Raw genomic sequence first — 20,633 nt, forward strand, 5'->3', positions numbered from 1 at the left:
AGTGGAACGCACCCGTCCGCAACCGGACCGAGACCCGAACGGTTCTCACTTTCCACTGTGTGCGCCCTACACTTCCCCAGGCACCCGACCATCCCATCACCGAGGAGGCGCATGCGCAGGGCCCGACGGCGCGGACTCGCCCACGAGGCGGCCGACCGCATCCGCGAGTCCATCCTCCAGGGCTCCCCGCCCCCGGGCGCGCCCCTGCGCGAGGTCGACCTGGCCACCCGTCTGGACGTCAGCCGCGGCTCGGTCCGCGAGGGCCTGGCCCTCCTCGAACAGGAGGGTCTGGTCGTCAGCCAGTGGCACCGCGGCGCCCGCGTCATCGAGCCCACCCCCACCGAGGTCGACGAGGTCTACACCGTGCGCGGCGCCCTGGAGCGCCTGGCCGCCCACCGCGCCGCCACTCGCGCCACAGACTCCCACCTGGCCGAACTCGCCGGCCTGGTCCACGCACTCGAACACGCCCTGGCCCGGGGGGCCGACGCCCCCGAACTGCTCCGGCTGGACCTGGGCTTCCACGACCGTCTCTACGAACTCGCCGACAACACCCGTCTGCAACGGGCGTGGCAGGCGGTGCGCTCCCCGGTCCACCTGTTCCAGCTCACCCGCATCCGCCTGGGCCACCCCCACTACCGCGAGGTCGTCGTGGACGAACACCGCGCCCTGACGGACCTGCTGATCCGACGCGAGGCCGAGGCCGCCGCCCGACACGCCGAGGCCCACGTCGCCTCCGCCCGCGACGCGCTGATGCGCATGCTGAGAAGCCGACCCCCCGCGACGGACGATCAATGAATTGGGTAGGCTAACCTAACGTCGACGCGCGAACGTGTCCGGGCACCTCCCGAGCACCTCGCGCGCCCGCATGTCCGTACCCGCTCCGATTGGACCCGACCCGTGCGCCTACCCACCGCCCCGGACGGCAGCCGGGGCTGCTCGGCCCTGGCCCGCCACACCGGAGAGCAGATCGCCGGAACGGCCGGACGCACCATCGGATGGCTGCTCATCGAACACCCCGGGCCCTGGCGGCACCCCGCTTTCACCAGCCCCGGCCTGGACAAGGACGTCGTCTCCGCACTGGCCGCCCGTATCGCCGGCCACGACGTCAAACCCCAGCTCATCAAGCGCCCCGGCCCCCCTCGCGAGCACCACGGACCCCACCGCGCCTACCTGGCCCACGTCAGCCGCACCTCCCCCTGGGTGCGCCGCATCGACTTCACCGACCAGGCCGAACTCCTCGCCTACGACATCACCGCGGCCGAACACCCCACGCCGCCCGACTTCGGCACCCCCGTCGACCACACCCTGTACCTGGTGTGCACCCACGCCAAGAAGGACCCCTGCTGCGCCGTCCTGGGCCGTCCCGTGGCCGCCGCCCTGGCCGACACCGACGCCGAGGTCTGGGAGACCACCCACGTGGGCGGCGACCGGTTCGCCGCCAACCTCGTCGCCCTCCCCCAGGGCGCCTACTTCGGCCGGCTGGACCCCGTCTCGGCCGTGCACACCGTCACCGCCCTGGAGAGGGGACGCATCGTCCCCGACAACTTCCGCGGCCGGTGCAGCGACTCCTCCGCGGTCCAGGCCGCCGAGGCCGCCCTGCGCGCCCACCTGGGCACCGTCGGCGTCGACGAGGTCACCCACCTGGGTGAGGAGGACACCTCCGACGGCGTCCGCGTGACCCTGGGCCACGGCGAGGGCCTGTACACCGTCTCGGTCGCCCGCGAGGAGGGGCCCGCCTGCCCGACCACCTGTTCGGCGCTGGAGCCCAGCCGCCCCGTCCACCACCGCGTGGTCGAGATCGAGGGCCTGCCCGCCTTGAGCGGTTGACCTCCCGAAGGGGGAGGACCCGAGACCGCGCGCCGGCGGTCCCGGGCGGGCGTCTCAGCCCCAGAAACCGAAGCTGTACAACAGCCCGTTGGTCGCCGCGACCACGCCCAGCGCCAGCACCGCGCCGGTCACGAACGACGTCCGCAGCGACCGCACCAGGAACTCCAACGACACCAGGTTGTTGAGGATGAAGTACCCCAACATCAGCGCGTGCCAGAACCCGTCCATCGACAACGGCTCGAACGCGTAGGCCGCACCGGTCCACACATCGGTCTCGGTGGTGAACCACGCCCACGCCAACGCCGCACCGTACCCCAGCGGGATCTGGATGAACGGCAGGATCAACAGCGGCAGCAGCTTGGCGAAACTCCACAGGCTCGGCCGTCCGGCCTCACGGGCCTCGGCCTGGGCCCGCCGCGCCGCCTCCTGCTCGGCGCGCACCCGCTCACGGTGGGCGCGATCGGCCTCCTGACGGCGCCGCTCCTCCAACTGCTCATCGTGGCGGCGCCGCTGCTGGGCCGCGTACTGCTCCTGCCGCGCCCGCTCCTGCTCCTGAAGCCGCTGCTGCTCCCGCAGCTGCTCCTGGTGGAGCTCGTACTCGCGGCGACGCAGCTCCTCGGCGTCGGAGCGGACCTCGTCACGGCGGCCCCCGTACAGGTCGGCGTACGGATCCTCACCGTCCCGCCCCGCGCCCTGGTCGGCGGTGGGCGGCCGCTGCGCGTCGTACTGCCGGGTGGGCGCGTGCCCCTGCCCCTGCTGCGCGCCGTACTGCCGAGTCGGCGCGTGCCCCTGGCCCTGGACCGAGGTCGCCCCCTGATCCGGGGTCCCGAAACCACCGCCGGGCGCCACCCGCGTGGCCTGGTCGTCGGCCCACACGCCCGCGGCGCCCCCGGCCACGGCACCCGCCGCGCCGCCGGCCGCCGCGGCGCCCCAGACCCGTGTCGGATCATGGGCGCCCTCACCGCGCCCATGGGTGCCGGTCTGCTCCGCCGACTCCTCCAACGCCCGGTTCACCCGGGCCACCTGCTCCTGCACACCCGTCATCACCGCCGGCGGCAACCACGTCGCCCCCGCGTGCACGTCCCCCAGATAGTCCAGGATCTCCCCCGGCGTGGGACGGCCCCGCACGTCCTTGCTCAAGCACGCCGCCACCAGGTGCCGCAACGACTCCGGCACCCCGGCCAGGTCCGGCTCCCGACCGATGATCCGCATCACCATCGTCGGCATCGACCCCTCACCGAAGGGCCCCGTCCCCGACGCGGCGTACGCCAGCACCGCCCCATAGGCGAACAGGTCGCTCGCCGGCGTCAGCACGTCCCCCTGCACCTGCTCAGGGCTCATGAAGCCCGGGGTGCCGATCACCGACTGGGTGGCCGCCGTGCCATCGGTGGCCCGCGCGATCCCGAAATCGATCACCCGCGGTCCGTCCTCGGCCAACAGCACGTTCCCCGGCTTCAGGTCCCGGTGGATCAGGCCCACCCGGTGGATCTCGGCCAACGCCTCGGCCAGCCCCGCCGCCAGCACCCGCACCGTCGGCTCCGGCAACGGCCCATGGGCGGCCACCGCCTCGTCCAACGGCAACGACGGCACATAGGAGGTGACCAGCCACGGCACCTCGTCCTCGGGACCGGCGTCGATCACCGGCGCCGTGAACGCACCGCTCACCTGACGGGCGGCGGCCACCTCCCGGGCGAACCGCTCCCGGAACGCGGCGTCGGTGGCCATGTGCGGATGGACCCGCTTGATCGCCACCGCGCGCCCGCCCGCGGACCGGCCGAAGAACACCTGGCCCATACCGCCCGCCCCCAGGCGTCCGATCAGCCGGTACCGGCCGATGCGATCGGGATCGGTGTTCTCAAGGGGACCCAACGTCCTCAGTCCTTCCGCATTCGTCGCACCCGACAACGTCTCGCACACCACACGTGCACCAGACCCCAGCGATCGTAGCCAACCGGGCGGGCACGGTGGACCCGAGACGCCTCACCCGGTTCGACGCCCCACCCCACCCTCCGGGTTCACCCGACCGGGACGCGGCGACGACACGCGACCCTTACCCGGAGCCCACCCGCCCGCGGTGCGCCGACAACGCGCCACGACCCCGCGGAGTTCCCCCCTGGCCTGCATCGGCCAACTTCGCCCTCGCCCACCGCGGCCCCCGCCCCACCCCACCTAGGGTCGTACCCGTCGAGAGGAACACGCCATGCCGGCCCTGAACACCCTGAGCACCGACGCCCGTCTGCGTCTGGCCCAGGCCACCACCTGGTTCACCGCCCGGACAGGTGACCACGTCACCCGGCTCCTGCACCACCCCTGGCGCACCGACCCCTACCCCACCCACCGGCGCATGCGCGCCCAAGGCCCCTTCATCACCAGCAGGCTCGGGTTCCTCACCGCCACCACCCACGACGCCGTCCAGCACGTCCTGCGCGACCGCACCTTCGGCGTCCGCCCCTTCGACCCCGCCGACGCGCCCCCCGGCCTGGACGTCCTGGACCTGTCCTTCCTCACCCGTAACCCGCCCGAGCACACCCGCCTGCGCGCCCTGGCCCGTCCCGCGTTCAGCCCCCGCCACCTCGAACGCTACGCCGTCCAGATCGAGGAGATCGCCCACGAACTCCTCGACAAGGCCCTGGCCAAGGGCCGCTTCGACCTCATGACCGACTTCGCCCAGCCCCTGCCCATCATCGTCATCACCCGTCTGCTCGGCATCCCCGACGACGACCACGCCGCGTTCGTCGCGCTCGGCGAGACCATCGGCTCCTCCCTGGACGGCCCGCGCTCCGCCCGCCACCTGCGCCGCATCCACACCGCCGCCGCCCACCTCGACACCATGTTCGACCGCCTCATGGCCCAACGCCGCGCCGACCCGCGCGACGACGTCATCTCCACCCTCACCGCCGCCACCGACGAAGGCGGACTCACCCCCGCCGACATGCGCTCCATGTGCCGTCTGCTGCTCATCGCCGGGTTCGAGACCACCGTCAACCTCATCGGCAACGGCACCGCGGCCCTCCTGCGCCACCGCTCCCAATGGGACCGCCTCATCGCCGACCCCGACCTGGCCGGGAACGCCGTCGAGGAGATCCTGCGCTACGACCCGCCGGTGCAGATGACCTCCCGCTGGGCGGGCCACGACACGTCCATACTTGGACACGGAGTGCGGCGAGGCCAGTACGTTCTGTGCCTCATCGCCTCCGCCGGCCGCGACCCCGACCACTACACCGATCCCGACCGCTTCGACATCACCCGCGCCGACGCATCCGACCATCTCGCCTTCTCCGGCGGCATCCACTACTGCCTGGGAGCACCACTGGCCCGACTGGAAGGACGCATCGCCCTGCGCGCGCTGGCCGCCCGCGCCCCGCACCTGCGCCCGGCCGGAACTCCCGCGCACCGCCCGACCACCACCCTGCGCGCCCTGCGCTCCTTCCCCGTCACCACGGAAGAGGGGTAAGGGTGCCACCACACCACACCACCGCACCCGACAGGGGAGCACCCGGCAACGGAAAGGGGGTGCTGTTGATCGCCGCCGCCCTGTGCACCGTCATCCTCACGGTCACCGGCATCCTCATCACGGTCCTGCCCGGCCCGCCCACCCAGGACGGCCACCGTCTGCCCGAACTCGCCCGCGGACACGGCATCGAACTCGGCGTCGCCGTCGCCGTCAACCCCCTGGTCAACGACCGCCGCTACCGCAACGTCATCGAGGACCACTACACCTCCGTCACCGCCGAGAACACCATGAAGTGGCAGCACGTCCAACCCGAACGGGGCGAGTACGACTGGAGCGGCCCCGACACCCTCGTCGACTTCGCCACCGCCCGCGACCTCAACGTGCGCGGCCACACCATGCTCTGGCACAACCAGCAACCCGCCTGGCTCTCCCAGGGCGACTGGGACGCCGACACCCTGCGCGAGGTCGTCCACGACCACGTCACCACCGTCATGGACCGCTACGAGGGCCGCGTCACCTCCTGGGACGTCATCAACGAACCCCTGGAGGACCACGGCCCGAACATGCGCGAGAACCTCTGGTACGACGTGCTGGGCCCCGACTACATCGCCCAGACCCTCTACAGCGCCCACGCCGCCGACCCCGAGGCCCGGCTGTACATCAACGAGTTCGGCATCGAGAGGGCCGGACCCAAGGCCGACGCCCTCCACGCCCTGGTCACCGATCTGGTCGACCGCGGCGTCCCCCTGCACGGCGTCGGATTCCAGGGCCACTTCGTCCACGGCAACGTCCCCGACGACCTCGCCGACCAGATGCGCCGCTACACCGACCTCGGTCTGGAGGTCACCATCAGCGAAGTCGACGTGCGCATCCCCGAACCCGTCACCGCAGAGGACCTCGCCGAGCAGCGCCGCGAGTACCACGACATCCTGGTCGCCTGTCTGGAGGTCGACGGCTGCGTCAACGTCACCGTCTGGGGCGTCACCGACGCCCACTCCTGGATCCCCGAATGGTTCCCCGGCTACACCGCCGCCCTGCCCTTCGACGACTCCTACCGGCCCAAGCCCGCCCTGGCCGGCATGGTCGAGGCCCTCTCACGTCGCCCCCGGCCCCGCACGGCCGCCACCCGCGCGTGAGCACCCCGGGGCCGCCCTGATCCGTCACCGATAGGCTCCCGAGGACCGCACACCGCCCGGGAGCCGCCCTCGTGACCGTCCACGTCTCCGACGACATCGCCCGCGCCCTCACCCGCTCCTGCGGACCCGACTGGGTCGCCGACCTGCCCCGCAAGGCCGACGAGCGGTCGCGGGCCTGGAACCTGACCCCGACCGGCGCGCCCCTGCACGGCGCCGTCTCCCTCGTCGTCCCCGTCACCACCGCCGACGGTCGCCCCGCCGTGCTCAAGATCCAACCCGTGGACGACGAGACCCGCGGCGAACCCGACGCCCTGCGTCTCTGGGACGGCCGCGGCGCCGCCCGCCTCCTGGACCACGACCCCGCCACCGGCACCCTGCTCCTGGAGGCCCTGGACCACACCCGCGACCTGGACTCCACCATCGACGCCCACGGCGTCGACCAGGCGCTGGAGATCATCGCCGGCCTGCTCACCACCCTCAACACCCACCACGGGCCGCCCCACATGCGCCACCTGGGCGCCATGACCCGGAACCTCGTCGCCCGCACCCGCCGTCTCACCGCCACCCCCCTCCCCCACGGCCTGGCCGACGCGCTCACCCGTTGGGCCGACATCGCCGCCGACATCGCCCCCGACGCCGGCGACCGCCTCCTGCACTGGGACCTGCACTACCAGAACGTCCTGGCCCCCCTGCCCGGCACCGGACGCGGCCCCTGGCTGGCCATCGACCCCAAACCGCTGGTCGGCGACCCCGGCTACGAACTCCTGCCCGCGCTGTGGAACCGCTTCCCCCACGGGCCCGAGACCGAACGCCTGCTGCGCCGCCGCTTCGACCTGCTCACCGACGCCACCGGCATCGACCGGGACCGGGCCCGCGCCTGGACCCTGGTCCGCGTCCTGGAGAACACCGTCTGGCCCCTGGAGGAGGGCGATCCCACCGGCCACGGACAGATGCTCACCCTCGCCCGCGCCCTGGGCGCCTGACCCCGCCACACGGCGGGCACCATCCCGCCGCCCGGCGCTACCGCCCTGCCCGCCGGGGCACGCACAATGGGGTCCCACCTCGACAGGAGACCCCGTGAGCACACCACCACCGCCGCCCTTCGACCCCGAACTGGCCGCCTCCCTGGCCCTGCTGGGCGACCAGATCCCCCCGTCCATCACCCCCGACCTCATCGGCCCCATGCGCGCCGCCCGCGCCGCCCAGGCCGTCGAGGGCGACTTCACCCACGAGGGCCACTACACCGAACACGCCCTCACCGTGAAGGGCCACGACGGCGCCGACGTCCCCCTCCTCCTCTGGCGCCCCACCTGGACCGACGCCCCCACCGGGCTGCTGTACTGGATCCACGGCGGCGGGATGATCGTGGGCAACCACCGGGGCTCCGAGATCCCCGAGCTCCTCGCCACGGCCCACTCCCTGGGCCTGGCCGTGGCCTCCATCGGCTACCGGCTGGCCCCCGAGCACCCCCACCCCACCCCCGTCGAGGACTGCTACAGCGGGCTGGTCCACCTCACCGATCCCACCGCCCACCCGGCCCTGGACGCCGCCAGGGTGATCGTGGGCGGGGCCAGCGCCGGCGGCGGACTGGCGGCCGCCACCGCCCTGCTGGCCCGCGACCGGGGCGGCCCCCGCCTGAGCGCCCAACTGCTCGTCTACCCCATGCTCGACGACCGCAACGACACCGTCTCGGCCCACCAGATGGCCGGACTGGGCGTCTGGGACCGCACCTCCAACGACACCGGCTGGAGCGCCCTGCTGGGCGAGGCCAGGGGCGGCCCGGACGTCTCCCCCTACGCCGCCCCGGCCCGCGCCACCGACCTGTCGAACCTGCCCCCGGCGTTCCTGGACGTGGGCTCGACCGAGACCTTCCGCGACGAGATCGTCGACTACGCCACCCGCCTCTGGCAGACGGGCGGGATCGCCGAACTCCACGTGTGGCCCGGCGCCTTCCACGGGTTCGACAACTTCGCGCCCCACGCCGCCCTCTCCCGCGAGGCCGCCGCCGCGCGCCTGTCCTGGCTGCGCCGCACCCTGGGCGCCTGACCCCGGTGCCGGGCACACTGGACCCATGAGGGAACTGTTGGGCCGGGTCGGCGCGTTGGATCCCCAGGCCGAGGCCGCCGTCAAGGTCATCGCCTACTTCGACCGGTTGCACGGAGCCGGCCTGGAACCCCTGGTGCGCGGCGCGACCGTCCTGTCCGGGCTCCCCGCGGCACTCGTCGACCCCGCCCGCGCCCTGAGCCTGCGCGCCCGCCCCGACGGCCACCTCACCCGCACCGCGCTCCCGGACCCGGACCCGGCCTGGCCGCACACCGCCATCGGCACCGCCGTGCTGTGGGTGGAGACCACCGACCCGGCGGGACCCGTCCTGGCCATGGTGCTGGAGCGCGCCGCGGCCGCGATCGGCGACCACCTGGACCGCACCCCGCCGCCCGCGCCTCCCCTGGCCGCGCTCCTCACCGACCCCGACCGCGACGAGACCGAACGGCTGGCCGCCGCCCGCCGCGCCGGCCTGCCCCCCGCCACCCGGCTGTCCGCCTTGGCGCCCCACCGGGGCCCGGTGCGCCTGATCGCCCCCGGCGAGGACCCCGGCGCCGCCAGGGCCGGCGTCGGCCCCGCCGCATCCCTGGCCGACCTGCCCGGGTCACTGGCCGACGCCCGCCGCGCCCTGCGCTTCACCGCCACCGGGACCGGCGCCGACCCGGGGCCCGTCCTCGTCCGCGCCGAACACGTGGGCGCCCTGCTCCCGCTCGCGGACACCGTCCGCCCCGACACCCCGCCGCCACCGGACGTGGCCGCCCTGGACCGGCTGGCCCGGGACTCCACCGCCCTGATCGCCCTCGCCGACGCCCTGGCCACAGCCCCCAGCGTGCGCGCGGCCGCCGCCGCCCTGGGCGTGCACCACTCCACCGCCCAGCAGGGGCTGGAACGCGCAGAACGCCTCCTGGGCTGGAACGTGCGCACCGTCCCGGGGCGGTTGCGCCTCCAGATCGCCCTACAGGTGCGCCGCCTGTACCTCCCGGATTGATCCGCCCCTACGGTGGGCGGTGGGGGTGAGGCCCCGCACCCGTTTGAACGCCGCGCTCAACGCGAACGCGTCGGCGTACCCCACCCGGCGGGCGATCGCGCCCACCGTCTCCTCGGTGTCGCGCAACAGGTCGGCGGCCAGCGTGATGCGCCACTCGGTCAGGTACGTCATCGGCGGGGTCCCCAGCAGCGCCGTGAAATCACGGGCCAGCGTGGCCCGCGAGACCCCGCACGCCTCCGCCAGGCCCGCCACCGTCCACGCCGCGTCGGGCCGGTTGTGCATCGCCCGCAGCGCGGCGCCCACCACAGGATCGCCCAAGGCCGTGTACCAGGCGGGCGGGTCGGCCTCGGGCCGGTCGAACCAGGTCCGCAGCGTCGTCACCAGCGCCAGGTCCAGCAACCGGTCCAGCACCACCTGCTGGCCCGGCACCTGACAGCTCACCTCGTTGACGATCATCTCCGTCAGCGGATCATGGCAGGCGTCGGCGGGCACCACCAGCACCTCGGGCAGCGCCGACAGCAGCCGTCTCCCCACCTCTCCGGTGACGTCGTAGCTCCCGCTGAGCAGCAGGTCGGGGGCGTCCAGGGAGTGCCCGTAGGTGCGCACGCCCAGCACGATGTCCTCGTTCAACCGAGCACCGTCCGGGCCCACACACCCCAGCCCCGACAGGACGGTGCCGGTGGTGGCGGCGTCGGCCGGGTTGGCGACGGTGTGCACGGCCGGGCCGCGCAGCACCGCGATGTCCCCGACGGCCAGGGCGATGGGCTCACCGCGCTCGGGAACGATCCAGGACCGGCCGCGCACCATGGTGATCAGGGACAGCGGCAGGGAGTGGTCGAAGCACAGCGACCAGGGCGGTTCCATGATCGACCGACTGAACAACGCCCCACGGGCACGGATCCCGTCCAACAGGTCAGCGAGTGCGTCCATCCCCCCACCGTAGACGATCACACATGCCCATGAGCTTTCCGGCCATGGATCGTCTCACCCATCGGTGATGGACTTCCTTCCATGACGAACACGGAACCCATCCTGGTCATCGGCGGCACCGGCACCACCGGACGCCGCGTCGCCCACCTGCTCCGAGAGGCCGGCCACACCGTGCGCGCCGCCTCGCGCACCGCGCCCCACCGCTTCGACTGGACCGACCCCGCCACCTGGAACGCCGCCCTGGACGGGGTGCGCACCGCCTACGTCGTCCCCAACGACGCCGACCCCCGCACCCCCGACCTCGTCGCCGCCGCCCGCGACCGAGGGCTGGAGCGGCTGGTGCTGCTCTCGGCCCGCGGCGCCGACGTCCCCGACTACTACTCCGACCGCCCCAACACCGACAACGGCCACCTCCGGGGAGAGAAGGCCCTGGCCGACAGCGACCTGGAGTGGACCGTGGTGCGCCCCACCTGGTTCACCCAGAACTTCACCGAGGGCTTCTTCGCGCCCCTGGTGACCGCCGGTGACCTGCGCCTACCCGTCCACGACGCCGCCTGCCCCTACGTCGACACCGACGACATCGCCGAGGTCGCCGTCGCCGCCCTCACCCGCGACGGGCACCAGGGCCGCACCTACGAGCTGTCCGGCCCCCGCCCGCTGACCCTGGACGAGGTCGCGGCGGCGTTCACCGCCGCCGGGACGCCCCTGACCCACACCCCCGTCACCGTGGAGGAGTTCGTCGCCGAGCGGGTCGCCGACGGGATCCCCGAGGAGGTGGCCCTGATCTGGGCCGACGTCCTGGGTCCGCTGGCCCGCGGCCGCGAGTCCCACCTCTCGACCGGCGTGGAGGAGGTGCTCGGCCGCCCGCCCCGCACCCTGACCGAAACCCTCACTCGGCGAGGGTGATCCCCAACGCCCCCAGCAACATCCGCGCCTGCGCGGGGCCGATCACCGCCCCGCGCAGGTTCTGCGCCTGCGCCAACGTCAACTCCCCCAGATCCGCGCCCCGCAGGTCCGCGCCCGCCAGTTTCGCGCCGGTCAACGACGCGCCCCGCAACCGCGCATCCACCCACACCGTCTCGCGCAGATCGGCCGCCGCCAGATCCGCCTCGTCCAGACGCAGACCCTCCAGCACCCGCCCCCGCAGATCGATCCCCTTGCACCGCGCCAACATCAGGTTGCAATGCGAGAAGGAGTACCCCACCCCCCGCAACGACGTCAGCCCCGCCCCCGTCATCCGACACCCCGAGAACACCGTGTCCGTCAACAACGACCCCTGCCACCGGGTATTGGCCAGATCCACCCGCTCGAACCGCGCCTCGGTGCACTCCGCGCCCCCGAACACCGCACCCGCCGCGCCGCCCCCGGTGACCTTCGCCCCCTCCAGCACCGCGCCCTCCAGGCGCGCCCCCTCCAACCGGCAGTCCTCCACGACCGCGTCCAGCAGATCCACCCCGCGCAGATCCGCCTCGGTCAGATCACACCCCACCAGCACCCGAGGCCCGTCCGCCCCCTGCGCCCACGCCTCCCGCAGATCCGCACCCGCCAGATCCGCGCCCTCGAACCGTTCCTGAGAAAGATCAACGCCCATGGGCGCGCACACTACCGGGACCCGACGACGTTCAATCGCGCAACTTCAACGCCAGGAACAGATCCACCCGGTGCTCCAGCTCGCTCAGATCCCGACCGGTGAGCTCCTCCACCCGACCGATCCGGTACCGCAACGTGTTCACGTGAACGTGCATCGCCGCCGCGCACCGCTGCCACGACCCCGAATGCTCCAAGAACCGCTCCAACGTCTCCACCAGCTCCGACCGGTGATCACGGTCGTAGGCGATCAGCGGCCCCAGCAGTCGCTCCCGGTAAGAGCTCTGCACCTCCTCGGGCACCGACGCCAGCAGCAGCTCGTGCGAATCGATCTCCGCGCCGGCGATCACCCGCCACCGGCCGCCCCGCAACTCCGCCAACCGACGGGCGTGCCGGGCCTCCACCGCAGCCCCCCGCAGCTCCGGGACGCCCCGCGCCGCCGATGAGGACCCCAACGCCAACCGGTGATCGAGCAGACCGCCCTCCAACACCCGCGCACCGGCCACCAGCGCCGCACGCACCCCCTCGGCCGCCCGGGTCGCCTCACCCGCCGGCACCGGCACCAACGCCAACGTGTCGCCGTCGCCGTCACCGGTCACCACCGCGCCCGGCGACCCCGCCACCAGCTCCGCCACCACATGCCGCGTCAGCTCACCCGAACGCGGCGTCGGCAGCATCACCGCGCTGATCACCACGTGATCCTCCCCCTCGCCCTCGGGGGTGCCCCGCAGCAACGCCGCCACCTCGTCGAACCGCTGCGCCGCCAGCAACCGCGCCACCCCCTCCAGGTGACGGGCCTCGGTACTCCACCGTTCCTCCAGCCGGCCCCGCGCGAGCACGGCCACCGACTCCAGTTCCGCGACCGTCTCGCGCTCCTCCTCGCCCCACAACGCCTCATCACCGGCGCACACCAGCAACCACCGCGACAGCGGGTGCGACCGCGACGTCGCCACCGCCCGCACCGTCACCACCGTCTCCCCCGCGCCCGCCACCCGGGTCGTGTGCGGCAGCAACGGCCACGACAACGCGCGCGAGGCCAACCACTCCCGCTCCCCCGCCCCCAGGCCCTCACCGTCGCCGGCCACCAGCCGACCTGTCGACGAGATGACCCAGGCGCGCACCCCGACCTGCGCCGACGCCCGCGCGAACACCTCCGCGAAATCAGCGCCCGCCGCCACCTCGGCCACCGCCTGCCGCAACCGGTCCCGGTGCCGCGCCAACCCCGCGAACCGGCGCCGGGTGTGCGACCCCAGCACCTCCTCGGTCACCGCACCGAACGACGTCTCCGGCGGCACCTCCACCAGCGGCATCCCCCGCCGCCGACACGCCTCCACCAGGTCCTCCGGGACCGCCCCCAGCGCCGTCCCCGCACCGATCGCCACCGCGCCCGCCGCCACGACCGACGCCACGAACCGATCCGCGGCCTCCGGACCCCCGTGCCACATCATCCCGGTCAGCACCAGCTCGCCCCCGCGCAGATACCGCGCGGGTTCGAGCAGGTCGGTGGTGTAGGCCCACCGCACCTCACGATCGGCCTGCTCCGCGCCCACCAGGAAGCGCAGGTGCAGCCGCTCGACCGCGATCAAATCGTCAAGACGCATGAACGTCCCTCTTGAGTCCGTGTGTCGATGATGGTCCCCGAGACGATACGGGACTTGCATGGTGGGGACGTACGAACGCTCCCACGTACGCCACTTGTAGGAAACGACCAACGATAACCGTTGCCCACCCCATCACTTCATGTCATCACCGGATGGAAGCCGCGACATCACAGTGCTCTACTTCACAACATCAACCGGGCACGCGAGACACGAGGACCCTTTCACATGCGATTCCTGAGCCCCTCCACCCTGCAGGAGGCGCTTGAGGCCAAGGCCGAGCACCCAGGCGCCGTTCCCATCACCGGCGGCACCGACGTCATGGTCGAACTCAACTTCGACAAACACCGCCCCGAGGTGCTCCTCGACCTCACCCGCATCCCCGAGCTCACCCACTGGGAGACCACCGACGACGGCCACACCCGCCTGGGCGCCGCCGTCCCCTACACCCGCGTCATCGCCGAACTCCCCACCCTGGCGCCCGCGCTCGCCAAGGCCTCCCGCACCGTCGCCTCCCCCCAGATCCGCAACCGCGGCACCGTCGGCGGCAACCTCGGCGGCGCCTCCCCCGCCGGCGACACCCACCCGCCGCTCCTGGCCACCGACGCCACCATCGAACTCGCCTCCACCCGGGGCCGACGCCGCGTCAAGGCCCGCGACTTCTACCTCTCCTTCCGCACCACCGCCCGGCAGGACGACGAACTCATCACCGCGATCCTGCTGCCCACGCCCACCGGGCCCCAGCACTTCGCCAAGATCGGCACCCGCAACGCCATGGTCATCGCCGTCACCTCCTTCGCCCTGGCCCTCAACGGCCGCGACCGCACCGTCGGCACCGGCATCGGCTCCGCCGGCCCCACCCCCCTGCGCGCCGAGGCCGCCGAGGACTTCCTCACCCACGAGATCGACTGGGACGCACCCGGCCTCCTCCCCGAGACCACCGTCCGCCGCTTCGGCGAACTCGTCGCCGCCGCCGCGCGCCCCATCGACGACCAGCGCGGCAGCGCCGCCTACCGCCGCCACGCCCTGTCCGTCATGGCACGACGCACCCTGACCTGGTCCATCACCGACTACCGCAAGGAAACCGCCCCATGCGCGTGAACATCAACGTCAACGGAGAAGACGTCACCGCCGACAACGTCTGGCCCGGCGAGAGCCTCCTGTACGTCCTGCGCGAACGCCTGGGCCTTCCCGGTAGCAAGAACGCCTGCGAACAGGGCGAATGCGGATCCTGCACCGTCTACCTCGACGACGTCACCGTCTGCTCCTGCATGGTCGCCGCCGGACAGGCCGAGGGCCGCGCCGTCCGCACCGTCGAAGGCCTCGCCGAGGGCCCCGGCAAGGGCGGCGACCGCCCCCTGGGCGCCGTCCAGCAGGCCTTCATCGAGGCCGGAGCCGTCCAGTGCGGATTCTGCACACCCGGCCTCCTCGTCCAGACCGACGACCTCCTCAACCGCACCGTCGACGCGGGCCACGGCATCCCCACCGACTCCGAGATCCGCGAAGCCCTCGCCGGCAACCTCTGCCGCTGCACCGGCTACGAGAAGATCCTCGACGCCGTCCACCTGGCCGCCTCCCGCCGCGCCGACACCGACACCGCAGGAAGCCCCGCATGAGCACCCACGCCCTGGTCATCGAAGGCGCCCACATCGCCACCGTCGACGGCGCCGAACACCCCAACGGGCACGTCATCGCCCGGGACGGCGTCATCACCGCCGTCGGCGACGGCCCCGCACCCGCCCACCTGATCCCCGCGGACGCCACCCGGATCGACGGCCGCGGCCACCTCGCCACCCCCGGCCTGGTCAACACCCACAACCACCTCTACCAATGGGCCACCCAGGGCCTGTTCACCGACGGCACCCTCTTCGAATGGCTCGTCGGCTCCTACGAGATCTGGCACCGCCTCGACGCCGAGATCGTCGCCGACACCACCACCGCCGGACTCGCCCACCTGGCCCTGTCCGGCTGCACCACCGCCTCCGACCACCACTACATCCACCCCGCCGGACGCGGCGACATCGTCGACGCCCAGGTCCGGGCCGCCCTCGGGGTGGGGGTGCGCCTGGACCTGGCCCGCGGCTCCATGGACCGCGGCCACAGCCAGGGCGGCCTCCCGCCGGACAGCGTCGTGGAGACCCTCGACGGGGCCCTGGCCGGCACCGCCGACGCCATCGACACCCACCACGACCCCTCGGCGGCGTCCATGACCCGCATCGCGGTCGCCCCCTGCTCCCCCTTCTCGGTGAGCCGCGACCTCATGGTCCAGGCCGCCCACCTCGCCCGCGACAAGGGCGTCCGCCTGCACACCCACCTCGCCGAAACCCTCGACGAGGAACGGCAGTGCCGGTCCGAGTTCGGCTGCACCCCCGTCGAGTACGCCGAGAAACTCGGCTGGCTCGGACCCGACGTCTGGTTCGCCCACGCCGTCCACCTCTCCGACGACGCCATCGACCGCATCGCCGCCACCGGCACCGGCATCGCCCACTGCCCCACCTCCAACGCCCGCCTGGGCGCCGGCATCTGCCGCACCACCGAACTCCTCGCCGCCGGAGTCCCCGTCGGCCTCGGCGTCGACGGCCCCGCCTCCAGCGAACTCACCCCCCTCGCCGGGGAGATGCACCAGGCCCTCCTCATGGCCCGCGCCCGCAAGGGCCCCCAGGCCCTCACCGCCCGCCAGGCCCTGCACATGGCCACCCTCGGCGGCGCCCGCGTCCTGGGCCGCGACACCGAGCTCGGCTCCCTCACCGTCGGCAAACTCGCCGACATCGCCCTGTGGCGCGTCGACGGATTCGGCCACGACGTCATCGACGACCCCGTCATCGCCGCCGTCTTCGGCCCCACCCCGCCCCTGACCCACCTGTGGGTCGGCGCCCGCCCCGTCGTCACCGACGGCGACCTCACCACCGTCACCCGCGACACCGCCGCCGCCCGCGGCCGCAACGCCCACAAGCGCCTCACCCAGGAGGTGAACCGCTGATGCCAGCGACCACCCGCACCGTCACCGACCTGACCAGCACCACCAAGGACGGCATCGGCGCCAGCCCGCTGCGCCCCGACGGCACCCTCAAGGTCACCGGCGAGTTCGCCTACTCCTCCGACATGTGGATGGAGGACATGCTCTGGGGCGCCACCCTGCGCAGCCCCCACCCCCACGCCGAGATCCTCTCCATCGACATCACCGAGGCGCTCAAGGTCCCCGGCGTCGAGGCCGTCCTCACCCACGAGGACGTCCCCGGCGCCAAGCGGTACGGCCTCGAATTCGAGGACCAGCCCGTCCTCGCCTACGGCAAGGTCCGCTACAAGGGCGAGCCCGTCGCCATCGTCGCCGCCGACCACCCCGAGACCGCCCGCCGCGCCATGGAGCGCGTCCGCGTCGACTACCGGGTCCTGGAACCCATCACCGACTCCCGCCGCGCCGCCATGGACCCCCAGTGCCCCCTGGTCCACGAACCCGGCACCATCCCCGACCACCCCGAGTACAACCAGCGCGGCAACCGCCTGCGCCACCAGCCCATCCGCACCGGCGACTTCACCACCGGCGACCCCGACGCCGCCCTGGAGGCCCTGCGCGCCCGCGCCGACGTCATCGTCGCCGACGCATACGAGGTCGGCATGCAGGACCAGGCCTTCCTCGGCCCCGAGTCCGGCATGGCCGTCCCCGCCGAGGACGGCGGCGTCGACCTCTACGTCGCCACCCAGTGGCTCCACGTCGACCAGCGCCAGATCGCCCCCGCCCTCGACCTGCCCCAGGACAAGGTCCGCATCACCCTGGCCGGCGTCGGCGGCGCCTTCGGCGCCCGCGAGGACCTCTCCATGCAGATCCACGCCTGCATGCTCGCCCTCCACACCCGCAAGCCCGTCAAGATCGTCTACAACCGCGAGGAATCCTTCTACGGGCACGTCCACCGCCACCCCGCCAAGATGCGCTACGAGCACGGCGCCCTGGCCGACGGCACCCTCCTCTACGCCACCGCCGAGGTCATCGTGGACGGCGGCGCCTACGCCTCCGCCACCCCCGCCGTCGTCGGCGTCGCCTCCTCCCTGGGCCTGGGCCCCTACGAGATCCCCCACGCCCGCGTCGACGCCTACGGCGTCTACACCAACAACCCGCCCTGCGGCGCCATGCGCGGCTTCGGCGCGGTCCAGGCCTGCTTCGCCTACGAGTCCCAGATGGACCGCCTCGCCGACGCCCTCGGCATGCACCCCGTCGACCTGCGCGTCAAGAACTCCATGGCCCAGGGATCGCGCATCATCACCGGCCAAGAGATCGACATGCCCCTGCCCATGGCCGACATGCTCCGGCAGGCCCGCGACCTCCCCCTGCCCCCCGACCGGGAGGACCTCCCCGACCCCGCCGACTCGCGCACCCTCCCCGGCGGCGTCGCCGGGACCACCCGCGGCGAAGGCGTCGTCCGCGGCATCGGCTACGGCGTCGGACTCAAGAACCTCTGCTTCTCGGAAGGCTTCGACGACTACTCCACCGCCCGCGTCCGACTCGAAGTCGCCGGCGGCGAACCCGTCGTCCTCGTCCACACCGCCGCCGCCGAGGTCGGCCAGGGCCTGGTCACCGTCAAGGGCCAGATCGCCCGCACGGAACTCGGCGTCGAGAAGGTCGTCATCGCCCCCGCCGACACCGGCGTCGGCTCCGCGGGCTCCTCCTCCGCCTCACGACAGAGCTACATGACCGGCGGCGCCGTCCGCACCGCCTGCCACGCCGTCCGCGACGAGGTCTACGCCCTCGCCCGCGGCCGGGGCCACATCCCCGAGGGCGTCGGCGACGACGACCTCACCCTCACCGGCGGCAAGATCGTCTCCCGCGCCCGGGGCGCCCTGGTCTCCCTCGCCGACCTCCTCGACGACGGCACCGTCGTCGAGGAGACCCGCGAATACCACCACCGCCCCACCGAGATGCTCGACCCCACCCTCGGCCAGGGCTCGTCCCACACCCAGTTCGGCATGTGCGTCCACCGCGCCGTCGTCGACGTCGACGTCGAACTCGGCCTCGTCAAGGTCATCGCCCTGGACGCCGTCCAGGACGTCGGCAAGATCCTGCACCCCCTCCAGCTCATCGGCCAGATCCAGGGCGGCTCGACCCAGGGTCTGGGCCTGGCCCTCATGGAGGAGATCCAGGTCGGCGACGGACAGATCCGCAACCCGTCCTTCACCGACTACCTCATCCCCACGATCCTCGACACCCCGCCCATGCGCATCGAGGTCCTCGAACACCCCGACCCGCACTCCCCCTACGGACTGCGCGGCGCCGGAGAACCCCCCACGCTGTCCTCCACACCGGCCGTCGTGGCCGCCGTCCGCGCCGCCACAGGCAGGGCGCTCACCCACGCGCCCGTACGCCCCGAGGACATCGTCGGCATCCCCCTGTAGAACCCACCGGTGGTGCGGCGGCCACCCCGCCGCACCACCGGCCCCCTCACCCACCCGGTGAGCGGCCCACGGCGCACGCCCAACGCACACGTGCGCCACCGCCCCGCGCCCCCGGAGACGACGACGTCCCGGCACGGCCACCGACGACCACACAGAGTGATCGTTCAAACACAAAAGGCGACCCAAGGCCGCCCCGTTTCCCTCCAGGAGGGGACATGACCACACGCGACAGCGCCCAGCGCCCGCACACCGCCCCCCAAGGTCGATCCTGGCTCGACCGCTACTTCTCCATCACCGGACGCGGCTCCACCCCCGCCCGCGAACTCCGCGGCGGACTCACCACCTTCATGGCGATGGCCTACATCATCGTCCTCAACCCCGTCATCCTCGGCGGCGCCACCGACGTCAACGGCGACCACCTCGACCCCGCCCAGCTCACCACCATGACCGCCCTCTCCGCGGGGCTCGTCACCATCATGATGGGCATCGTCGGACGCGCGCCCATCGCCTGCGCCGCCGCCCTCGGGGTCATGGCGGTCGTCGCCTACCAGGCCGCCCCCGTCATGACCTGGCCCGAAGCCATGGGCCTCGTCGTCTGGCAGGGCGTCATCATCATCGCCATGGTCGTCACCGGCGTCCGCACCGCCGTCATGAACGCCCTGCCCCGCGACCTCAAGATCGCCATCGGCGTCGGCATCGGCCTCTTCGTCGCCCTCATCGGCCTCACCAACGCCGGATTCGTCAGCAAGGGCGAAGGAGGAAGCCTCCTCCAGCTCGGCGGTGCCGGCGACGGCGGCCACCTCCTGGGCTGGCCCATCCTCATCTTCGTCATCGGCCTGACCCTCGCCGGCGTCCTCCTCGTCCGCGGCATCCCCGGCGCCATCTTCTACGGCATCGTCGGCGCCACCGCCCTGGCCGTCATCGTCCACCACGCCTTCGGCCTCGACACCGCGCAATGGGGCGGCGGCGCGCCCGAACTCCCCGACAGCCCCATCGCCGTCCCCGACTTCGGGCTCCTCTTCCAGGTCGACCTCTTCGGCGCCTGGACCACCGCCGGTCCCACCACCGCCGGCGTCATCCTCTTCACCCTCGTCCTCGCCGGGTTCTTCGACGCCGTCGGCACCATCCTCGCCATCGGCGCCAAGGCCGGCCTGACCGACGTCGACGGCGGCATGCCCCGCGTCAACCAGATCCTCGTCACCGACGGGACCGGCGCCGTCGTCGGTGGGCTCACCAGTTCCTCCGCGACGCTCGTCTTCGTCGAATCCACCGCCGGCGTGGGCGAGGGCGCCCGCACCGGCCTGTCCAGCGTCGTCACCGGCGGGCTCTTCCTCACCGCCATCGTCTTCGCGCCCGTCTTCTCCATCGTCCCCGCCGAGGCCGCCTCCGTCGCCATGGTCCTCGTCGGGGTCCTGATGATGACCCACGTCCGCGACATCGACTGGACCGACATGGGAGTGGCCGTCCCGGCCTTCCTCACCATCGCGATGATGCCCTTCGCCTACGACATCGCCGGCGGCATCGGCGTCGGCATCATCGCCCACACCGTCCTGCGCACCGCCCAAGGACGCACCCGCGACGTCGGTCCGCTCATGTGGGTCCTCACCGCCGTCTTCCTCTTCGACTTCTCCATGCACGCGTTCGGGCTCTGACCCCGCACCGAACAACGAGGCCGGTTCGCCCGA

At 72.9% G+C, this 20,633-nt stretch carries 17 protein-coding genes; 13 read left to right on the forward strand and 4 right to left on the reverse strand.

Annotation, left to right across the window (positions count from 1 at the left end):
* Positions 1-111: 111 nt before the first annotated feature.
* Both PWG71_RS12645 and PWG71_RS12650 read left to right on the forward strand, forming a co-directional pair.
* Positions 112-795, forward strand: coding sequence for a GntR family transcriptional regulator (locus PWG71_RS12645; protein ID WP_274809877.1), 684 nt, complete (start codon positions 112-114; stop codon positions 793-795).
* Positions 796-897: 102 nt separating this feature from the next.
* The gene (locus PWG71_RS12650) at positions 898-1,827 is read left to right on the forward strand and encodes a sucrase ferredoxin (RefSeq protein ID WP_274809878.1); all 930 of its coding nucleotides are present in this window, start codon (positions 898-900) and stop codon (positions 1,825-1,827) included.
* A gap of 54 nt (positions 1,828-1,881) precedes the next feature.
* On the opposite strand, the gene PWG71_RS12655 is transcribed toward PWG71_RS12650, so the two are convergent.
* Entirely contained in the window at positions 1,882-3,696 is a 1,815-nt protein-coding gene (locus PWG71_RS12655) for a serine/threonine protein kinase (RefSeq protein ID WP_274809879.1), read from the reverse strand.
* A 331-nt stretch (positions 3,697-4,027) separates the two neighbouring features.
* Between PWG71_RS12655 and PWG71_RS12660 the strand changes: the two genes are divergently transcribed.
* The 5 genes from PWG71_RS12660 (at position 4,028) to PWG71_RS12680 (ending at position 9,448) form a co-directional block, all read left to right on the forward strand.
* Entirely contained in the window at positions 4,028-5,281 is a 1,254-nt protein-coding gene (locus tag PWG71_RS12660) for a cytochrome P450 (protein WP_274809880.1), read from the forward strand.
* A 59-nt stretch (positions 5,282-5,340) separates the two neighbouring features.
* Complete coding sequence (locus tag PWG71_RS12665; RefSeq protein WP_274809881.1) at positions 5,341-6,417, forward strand: endo-1,4-beta-xylanase; 1,077 nt, start codon at positions 5,341-5,343, stop codon at positions 6,415-6,417.
* Between the two features lie 71 nt (positions 6,418-6,488).
* A complete protein-coding gene (locus tag PWG71_RS12670; RefSeq protein ID WP_274809882.1) occupies positions 6,489-7,400 on the forward strand; it encodes an aminoglycoside phosphotransferase family protein in 912 nt (303 codons plus the stop codon).
* Between the two features lie 94 nt (positions 7,401-7,494).
* Positions 7,495-8,463 (forward strand): alpha/beta hydrolase fold domain-containing protein, encoded by a 969-nt coding sequence (locus PWG71_RS12675; RefSeq protein WP_274809883.1) that lies wholly within the window; start codon positions 7,495-7,497, stop codon positions 8,461-8,463.
* A 25-nt stretch (positions 8,464-8,488) separates the two neighbouring features.
* On the forward strand, positions 8,489-9,448 hold the full coding sequence (locus tag PWG71_RS12680; protein ID WP_274809884.1) for a helix-turn-helix domain-containing protein: 960 nt from the start codon (positions 8,489-8,491) through the stop codon (positions 9,446-9,448).
* Here PWG71_RS12680 and PWG71_RS12685 read toward each other — a convergent pair.
* The gene (locus tag PWG71_RS12685) at positions 9,416-10,378 is read right to left on the reverse strand and encodes an AraC family transcriptional regulator (protein WP_274809885.1); all 963 of its coding nucleotides are present in this window, start codon (positions 10,376-10,378) and stop codon (positions 9,416-9,418) included. The two genes, PWG71_RS12680 and PWG71_RS12685, sit on opposite strands and share 33 nt — an antisense overlap.
* An 81-nt stretch (positions 10,379-10,459) precedes the next feature.
* On the opposite strand from PWG71_RS12685, the gene PWG71_RS12690 reads away from it, so the two are divergent.
* Positions 10,460-11,284 carry an NAD(P)H-binding protein gene (locus tag PWG71_RS12690; RefSeq protein ID WP_274809886.1) on the forward strand — a complete coding sequence of 275 codons (825 nt, stop codon included), beginning with the start codon at positions 10,460-10,462 and terminating at the stop codon, positions 11,282-11,284.
* On the opposite strand, the gene PWG71_RS12695 is transcribed toward PWG71_RS12690, so the two are convergent.
* Together PWG71_RS12695 and PWG71_RS12700 are read right to left on the reverse strand one after the other, a co-directional pair.
* Positions 11,268-11,969 carry a pentapeptide repeat-containing protein gene (locus PWG71_RS12695; protein WP_274809887.1) on the reverse strand — a complete coding sequence of 234 codons (702 nt, stop codon included), beginning with the start codon at positions 11,967-11,969 and terminating at the stop codon, positions 11,268-11,270. The genes PWG71_RS12690 and PWG71_RS12695 overlap by 17 nt on opposite strands.
* A gap of 31 nt (positions 11,970-12,000) precedes the next feature.
* Positions 12,001-13,566 (reverse strand): PucR family transcriptional regulator, encoded by a 1,566-nt coding sequence (locus PWG71_RS12700; protein ID WP_274809888.1) that lies wholly within the window; start codon positions 13,564-13,566, stop codon positions 12,001-12,003.
* A 225-nt stretch (positions 13,567-13,791) separates the two neighbouring features.
* On the opposite strand from PWG71_RS12700, the gene PWG71_RS12705 reads away from it, so the two are divergent.
* The 5 genes from PWG71_RS12705 (at position 13,792) to PWG71_RS12725 (ending at position 20,600) form a co-directional block, all read left to right on the forward strand.
* On the forward strand, positions 13,792-14,664 hold the full coding sequence (locus PWG71_RS12705) for an FAD binding domain-containing protein (RefSeq protein WP_274809889.1): 873 nt from the start codon (positions 13,792-13,794) through the stop codon (positions 14,662-14,664).
* On the forward strand, positions 14,655-15,179 hold the full coding sequence (locus tag PWG71_RS12710; RefSeq protein ID WP_274809890.1) for a (2Fe-2S)-binding protein: 525 nt from the start codon (positions 14,655-14,657) through the stop codon (positions 15,177-15,179). Before PWG71_RS12705 ends, PWG71_RS12710 begins: the two co-directional genes overlap by 10 nt.
* Positions 15,176-16,543: an 8-oxoguanine deaminase gene (locus PWG71_RS12715; protein WP_274809891.1), complete on the forward strand. Its 1,368-nt coding sequence runs from the start codon at positions 15,176-15,178 to the stop codon at positions 16,541-16,543. Before PWG71_RS12710 ends, PWG71_RS12715 begins: the two co-directional genes overlap by 4 nt.
* Positions 16,543-18,948, forward strand: a complete 2,406-nt coding sequence (gene pucD / locus PWG71_RS12720; RefSeq protein WP_274809892.1) for a xanthine dehydrogenase subunit D — start codon at positions 16,543-16,545, stop codon at positions 18,946-18,948. The genes PWG71_RS12715 and pucD overlap by 1 nt, the downstream gene beginning before the upstream one ends.
* Positions 18,949-19,163: 215 nt before the next feature.
* Positions 19,164-20,600, forward strand: a complete 1,437-nt coding sequence (locus tag PWG71_RS12725; RefSeq protein ID WP_274809893.1) for an NCS2 family permease — start codon at positions 19,164-19,166, stop codon at positions 20,598-20,600.
* Positions 20,601-20,633 lie beyond the last annotated feature (33 nt).

The sequence above is a fragment of the Nocardiopsis sp. N85 genome (genome assembly GCF_028882275.1).
Classification (GTDB): domain Bacteria; phylum Actinomycetota; class Actinomycetes; order Streptosporangiales; family Streptosporangiaceae; genus Nocardiopsis; species Nocardiopsis lambiniae.